The sequence below is a fragment of the Moorena sp. SIO3I6 genome, from assembly GCF_010672095.1.
Genome location: NZ_JAAHHU010000277.1, coordinates 1 through 6,280 on the forward strand (window position 1 = coordinate 1; position 6,280 = coordinate 6,280).

Genomic DNA, 6,280 nt, shown 5'->3' on the forward strand with positions numbered 1-6,280 from the left:
GTACGAGTACTGGTAGCAGAAGTCTTGATTACTGGCGCACCTCCCCAACTGGAAGAGGAAATTTATCGGGTGATTAAAACCCGACCAGGACGAGCAACCACCCGCTCTCAGCTTCAGGAAGATGTGAATGCTATCTTTGCCACAGGTTTCTTTTCCAGTGTGGATGTGCAGCCAGAAGATACTCCCTTGGGAGTTAGGATTAGCTTTATTGTCAGAGCTAACCCAGTACTGCGCCAGGTTGCAGTCAAAACAGAACCCCCAGGGGAAGGGCAACGGATCGTAAACCAGGAAAAAATTAATGAAATCTTCAGTGAGCAATATGGCTCAATCCTGAATCTGCGAGACCTGCAAGAGGGAATCAAAAAATTAAACGATTGGTATAAGGAAGAAGGTTATGACCTAGCTCAAGTGATTGATGCTGAGCAAGTCACACCGGATGGCACAGTCACCTTGGTCGTGGCAGAAGGGGTGATTGAAGCTGTCAAGGTGCGTTTTCTCGATGAAGATGGTAACCCGATTGTAGATGAAAATGGCAACCCACTTCCATCAATGACTGACCAGGAAGAACCGGTTGGGGGTAATACTCGCCCCTTTATTATTACCCGGGAGGTGGAGTTAAAATCCGGTAGTGTATTTAACCGCAAGAAAGCCCAAAGGGACCTACAGCGAGTTTTTGGTTTAGGGATTTTCGATGATGTACGCTTTTCCTTTGAACCCGGTACTGACCCACGCCAGGTGGTGATAGTAGTAGATGTGATTGAGAAGAGTAGTGGCTCGATTGCGGCTGGTGCAGGTCTGAGTTCTGCCAGTGGTTTTTTTGGTACCGTGAGCTATCAACAGCAAAATCTAGGGGGTAATAATCAGACCTTAGGGGGAGAATTTCAGCTGGGAACCCGAGAGCTATTGTTCGATTTGAGCTTTACAGACCCTTGGATTGCAGGAGACCCCTTCCGCACTTCTTACACGGTCAATGCTTTCCGACGGCGCTCGATTTCCTTGGTCTTTAATGGAGGCAGCGGTGAGAATAATATTAAAGTTCCTAATGATGATAATGATGGAGACCGCCCCCGGATTGTGCGCACTGGTGGTGGAGTGACTTTTCGCCGTCCTTTATCGCAAGATGTATTTAAACGGTCAGAATGGACAGCATCCCTAGGCTTGAAATATCAACATGTTGCCATTGAAGATAGTGATGGGGATGTTAGACCTGAATCTACAGATGGAGAACTGTTGAGCTTTAGTGACAGTGGTGAAGATGACCTAACTACTGTCCAGTTAGGGGCAGTGCGGGATTTACGCAATAGTACAACCCAACCTACTAACGGTTCCCTACTCAGGTTGGGCATGGAACAATCTATTCCTATTGGTAGTGGCAGCATCTTAATGAATCGGTTAAGAGGTAGCTATAGTTTCTATATCCCTGTAGAATTCACCAACTTTACCGAAGGACCTCAGGCTCTTGCCTTTAACATTCAAGGGGGCACTATCTTGGGGGATTTACCTCCCTATGAAGCTTTTATTGTTGGTGGTAGTAACTCCGTGCGGGGGTTTGCTGAGGGAGACCTAGCATCAGGACGTAGCTACCTTCAGGCTACGGCAGAATATCGCTTCCCAATTTTCTCAGTCATAGGGGGTGCTCTATTTGTTGACGCTGGCACTGACCTTGGTTCTGCTGGTTCTGTTCCTGGTGAACCCGGTGAGCAGAGAGATTTACCCGGTACTGGTCTCGGTTACGGTCTTGGGGTTAGAGTGCAGTCACCACTTGGTCCGATTCGGGTAGACTTTGGTTTGAATACCGAAGGGGACAGTCGTCTTCACTTTGGTATTGGAGAGAAGTTTTAATTGTTAATTGTGAATTGTTAGTGGTTAATTGTGAATTGTTAGTGGTTAATTGCGAATTGTTAATTGGGATTTGTGATTGGTTAATTTCAATTTTCAATTTTCAATTTTCCTGAATTTATTGATAGAAACTTGACCAAAAAACATGTCTTCAGTATATTACACCTTGGCTGGTATGTTTGAACGCTCTGGTGTCGGACTGCACAGCGGTATTTCAACCTACGTAAGGGTACTACCAGCAGCTGCGGGAGTTGGGCGATATTTTGTGCGGGTTGACCTACCAGGTAAACCGGTTATTCCAGCAAACATAGATGCAGTTTCAGGTACCACACTGTCTACGGAACTCTCCACATCAACCCAGTATGGAAACGCTACCGTTCGTACTGTGGAACACCTTTTAGCTGCACTGGCTGGTAGTGGTGTGGATAATGCTCAAATTGAGATTGATGGTCCAGAAGTGCCTCTTTTAGATGGTTCGGCGAAGGTTTGGCTGGAAGCTATCCAGGAGGTGGGAGTAGTAGCAGCAGGGGTTCAAGGCATCGACGGTAAACCATACGATAGTTTTACCCCCGGACAAGTTCGAGGTACCCTAACACCCCCTCACCTCCTAACTGCCTCAGGAAGAACACCTATTCCTTTTGTATTAAACGAGCCAGTCTCGGTTTATCACGGAGATGCCTTTGTAACGGCTCTACCAGCACCCAAAACTCGATTGACCTATGGCATTGACTTTGCGTTACCAGCTATTGGTAAACAATGGTATAGTTGGACTCCAGAACAGGACAATTTTGCTGATGCGATCGCACCAGCTCGTACCTTTGGCTTGGCTGATCAAATTGACCAGCTGCGCGATCGCGGTTTAATTAAAGGTGGTAGCTTGGACAATGCTCTGGTTTGTGGTCAACAGGGATGGGTTAATCCCCCCTTACGATTTTCAAATGAGCCAGTGCGTCATAAACTTTTAGACTTAGTAGGGGATTTGAGTTTATTAGGACGTTTTCCTGTCGCTCACATCCTCGCCTATAAAGCTAGCCACCATCTCCATGTCCAACTTGCCAAAAAGCTGGCTGAACGCATGGGTTGCAAGTTAAATACAAAGAAGGTTGAACCTTTAAAAATTAATAAATTAACCTGCAATCTGTAATTCTATTAAAATACGCTTATGTCCACACTGACTGACGTTAACACGCCAAATAACTCTACCGGAAGTACCCAGGAGCTCAATGATGACTCATCGACTAAAACAGTTCTAACCGTCGAAGACATTCATAAACTACTCCCCCATCGGTATCCTTTCGCATTAGTTGATCGGATTATTGACTATGTTCCAGGTAAACGAGCTGTAGGTATCAAGAATGTTACCTTCAATGAACCTTTTTTTCAAGGACATTTTCCTGGAAGACCGTTGATGCCTGGGGTGATGATAGTCGAAGCTATGGCTCAGGTTGGGGGGATTGTATTAACCCAAATGCCCGATAGTCCTGATGGATTATTCGTATTTGCAGGGATTGACAAAGTTCGTTTTCGGCGTCCCGTAGTGCCAGGAGATCAACTGGTGATGACTGCGGAACTGTTGTCCATCAAGCGCCGTCGTTTTGGTAAGATGCACTCAGTTGCAACTGTTGATGGTAAGAAAGCAGCAGAAGGCGAACTTATGTTTTCTATAGTGGATTAAAACATAATTAGTAAGAGCAAAGGAAAGTTATTGGGTTGTTCACCTTTGCCCCTCGGTTTAGGATAGGTTATTTGCTTGTTCGCGTAGCGTGCGCGTAGCGCATAAGTTATTTAGTTGTTTATTTAGTTGTTTGCCTTTGGCCTTCGGTTCAGGGTAGGTTATTTTGTTGAAATACTTGGCTTTGGAGGTTAAACGTTAATGTTCTATTTTAGCACTAAAACCTGGAACACTAAACATTAACCCTTAAACCGGCAACAGTCAACCTTAATCTTTCAACCTTCAACCTTCAACCTGCAACCTTTAACCTTTAACCTGCAACCTGCAACCTGCAACCTGCAACCTGCAACCTTAAAGCTGCAACCTGCAACCTGCAACCTGCAACCTGCAACCTTTAACCTGCCAGTATTGTTAGTCATTGGTCACTTTGGTGTTTGGAAAATTGGCAACACTTATTCATCCTACTGCTGTTATCCATCCTGGTGCTGAACTACACCCGACAGTTCAGATTGGTGCCTACGCGGTGATCGAAGATAATGTGAAAGTTGGCGCAGAAACAACCATTGGTGCCCATGTGGTTCTTTCTGGACCAATGGAGATCGGAGCCAGGAATCAAATCTTTCCAGGAGCAGTACTGGGTTCGGAACCCCAAGACCTTAAGTATGATGGTGCTCCTAGCTGGGTGAGAATTGGTGATAATAATCTAATTCGAGAGTACGTCACCATTAACCGAGCCACCGGGGCGGGAGAAGCAACCGTAATTGGCAATGGCAATATGCTAATGGCTTATAGTCATGTTGCTCACAATTGCGTGATTGAAGATTCTGTAATTATCGCTAATGGCACTGCTATAGCAGGTCACGTTTATATTGAGTCCCAGGTGAGAATTAGTGGGGTCTTGGGGATTCATCAATTTGTCCACATTGGACGTCTAGCTATGGTGGGTGGGATGAGTCGCATTGACCGGGATGTTCCACCCTATATGCTAGTTGAAGGAAATCCATCCCGAGTGCGATCGCTTAACTTAATCGGTCTTAAACGGGCTGGACTGACAACCGGTGAGATTAGACAGCTAAAAAATGTCTTCCGGAAGCTCTATCTTTCAGGAGAACCATTCACTCAAGCCCTCCAAACCCTGGAATTGCCACCAGATAACCCCCATGTTGAGCACCTGCATCAGTTTTTGCAGCTGTCTCTAATGGAAGGACGTCGGGGTTTAATTCCTGGTCGTCGGTGAAAAGGGTAAAGGTTTTTAAGGTTTATTTCAAATTACTTTTACCTTTAACCTTTACCCTTTCCTAGCCGATTTTAGGGATTCTCAATTAAGAAAACAGGAGATTAAAACACAAAATCTGCCTCTGTAATGTCACCAGAATCTACACCAGTCAAGACAGCTAATGGTTGATTATTGATGGTGTTGATTAAGGTATCGTCATTTTGTCCAACAATCGAAATCTGGCCAAAGGTCAGACCATCTAACTTCAACATATCTTCGCCATCGGTAAAGTCAGTGATGGTGAGTTTGCCTACTGTTGACAAGACAAAGGTATCTTGCCCACTGCCACCAGTTAAAATGTCATCTCCTGGGCCACCGATCAGGGTATCGTCATCATCTCCGCCTTCGAGGGTATCCTGACCATTGCCACCTTTGAGGGTGTCATGACCGTCCCCTCCAAACAGTTTATCGTCACCGTCACCACCGTCGAGGTAGTCTTCCCCAACAAAGCCTCGAAGAGTATCTTGACTGTTAAGCCCTTTGATAATATCGTCACCTCCGCCACCTTCAAGGCTGTCATTGTTGGAAGTACCGATTAGAGTAACACCAGCTTCCTCGAAGCTAAGGTTGTCAAGGGCGAAGCGGAAAGCAGCGGCATCATTGAAATCGATTACAACCCGGTCTATTGGTGTATCACTATCAGGAAGGGAGAACAGACCCTCGGTAAAGGTTACCTGTGAACTAGTATCAACTTCGATCTCATTTATTAATGTGGAGCCATCAAACAGTTCCACTGTAAAACCAGGTGTGAGAGTAGCAAAGGTACTCAGCGCCACCCCAAACTCAAGGTCGGAAACCGGTGCATCAAAGTCAAGGGTTAGGATTCCGGCGGCATCACCTTCCAAACTCGGATCTTGTACAAAGGAAATTGATCCTGGACCGAAGGAACCATAATTGGCATCCGTTGAATCTACCCCATCTACTTTGAAATCAAATGTGACCCCCATGAAACTTAGGTCATCAACAGGTTGAAAAGGCAGTTGATCGAAGGTCAGAACTGTTGTGTTAGTGGAATTAGTAGACATCTTTATTTCCCCTAAAAAATAATTAATTTTTCATTGCACCCTATAGTATGAAGATTGTGATTTTACCTTGATGTAATTAGCGCAAATCACTAATGATTTTCTTCATTTGTTTTTATTTTGCTTTATTGTGAGTTTAAAATTATGAAATTTGGATGAATTAAATAAATATTTTTAATGAATATTATGTGAATATATAAAAAAAATTGGTAAGCATTCAGCTATCGTAAGTATTCAGCTATCAGCGTGTCGCGTATCAGCTATCAGCTTAAATTTCCGTTCCCGTAGCGTGACCAACGGTCAATCCACTTGTGCACAAGCCGGTCTACCATCTCCCCATCTCCCCATCTCCCCATCTCCCCATCTCCCCATCTCCCCATCTCCCCATCTCCCCATCTCCCCAAAGCGCCCCTATTCACAATTTAAATGTCTGACAGTTTACCTTCGCCGGGCACTGATACTATGTTGCAG

Annotated in this window: 5 protein-coding genes; 4 read left to right on the forward strand and 1 reads right to left on the reverse strand. The window is 45.0% G+C overall.

The window, feature by feature from the left end:
• The 4 genes from F6K49_RS33905 to lpxA form a co-directional block, all read left to right on the forward strand.
• On the forward strand, nucleotides 1-1,842 hold a 1,842-nt coding region (locus F6K49_RS33905; RefSeq protein ID WP_293103710.1), incomplete at its 5' end, for a BamA/TamA family outer membrane protein.
• Between the two features lie 142 nt (nucleotides 1,843-1,984).
• Nucleotides 1,985-2,983 carry a UDP-3-O-acyl-N-acetylglucosamine deacetylase gene (locus F6K49_RS33910; RefSeq protein ID WP_293103713.1) on the forward strand — a complete coding sequence of 333 codons (999 nt, stop codon included), beginning with the start codon at nucleotides 1,985-1,987 and terminating at the stop codon, nucleotides 2,981-2,983.
• Between the two features lie 18 nt (nucleotides 2,984-3,001).
• Nucleotides 3,002-3,514 carry a 3-hydroxyacyl-ACP dehydratase FabZ gene (fabZ, locus tag F6K49_RS33915; RefSeq protein ID WP_293026103.1) on the forward strand — a complete coding sequence of 171 codons (513 nt, stop codon included), beginning with the start codon at nucleotides 3,002-3,004 and terminating at the stop codon, nucleotides 3,512-3,514.
• A 439-nt stretch (nucleotides 3,515-3,953) separates the two neighbouring features.
• A complete protein-coding gene (lpxA, locus tag F6K49_RS33920) occupies nucleotides 3,954-4,748 on the forward strand; it encodes an acyl-ACP--UDP-N-acetylglucosamine O-acyltransferase (protein WP_293103715.1) in 795 nt (264 codons plus the stop codon).
• Between the two features lie 101 nt (nucleotides 4,749-4,849).
• Here the strand turns inward: lpxA and F6K49_RS33925 are convergent, their stop codons facing one another.
• Nucleotides 4,850-5,812, reverse strand: coding sequence for a hypothetical protein (locus F6K49_RS33925; protein ID WP_293103718.1), 963 nt, complete (start codon nucleotides 5,810-5,812; stop codon nucleotides 4,850-4,852).
• Nucleotides 5,813-6,280: the final 468 nt, after the last annotated feature.

Coding starts and splice junctions, on each gene's coding strand:
- F6K49_RS33925 (WP_293103718.1), bottom strand. CDS start 5,812: ATGTCTACTAATTCCACTAACACAACAGTTCTGACCTTCGATCAACTG.
- fabZ (WP_293026103.1), top strand. CDS start 3,002: ATGTCCACACTGACTGACGTTAACACGCCAAATAACTCTACCGGAAGT.
- F6K49_RS33910 (WP_293103713.1), top strand. CDS start 1,985: ATGTCTTCAGTATATTACACCTTGGCTGGTATGTTTGAACGCTCTGGT.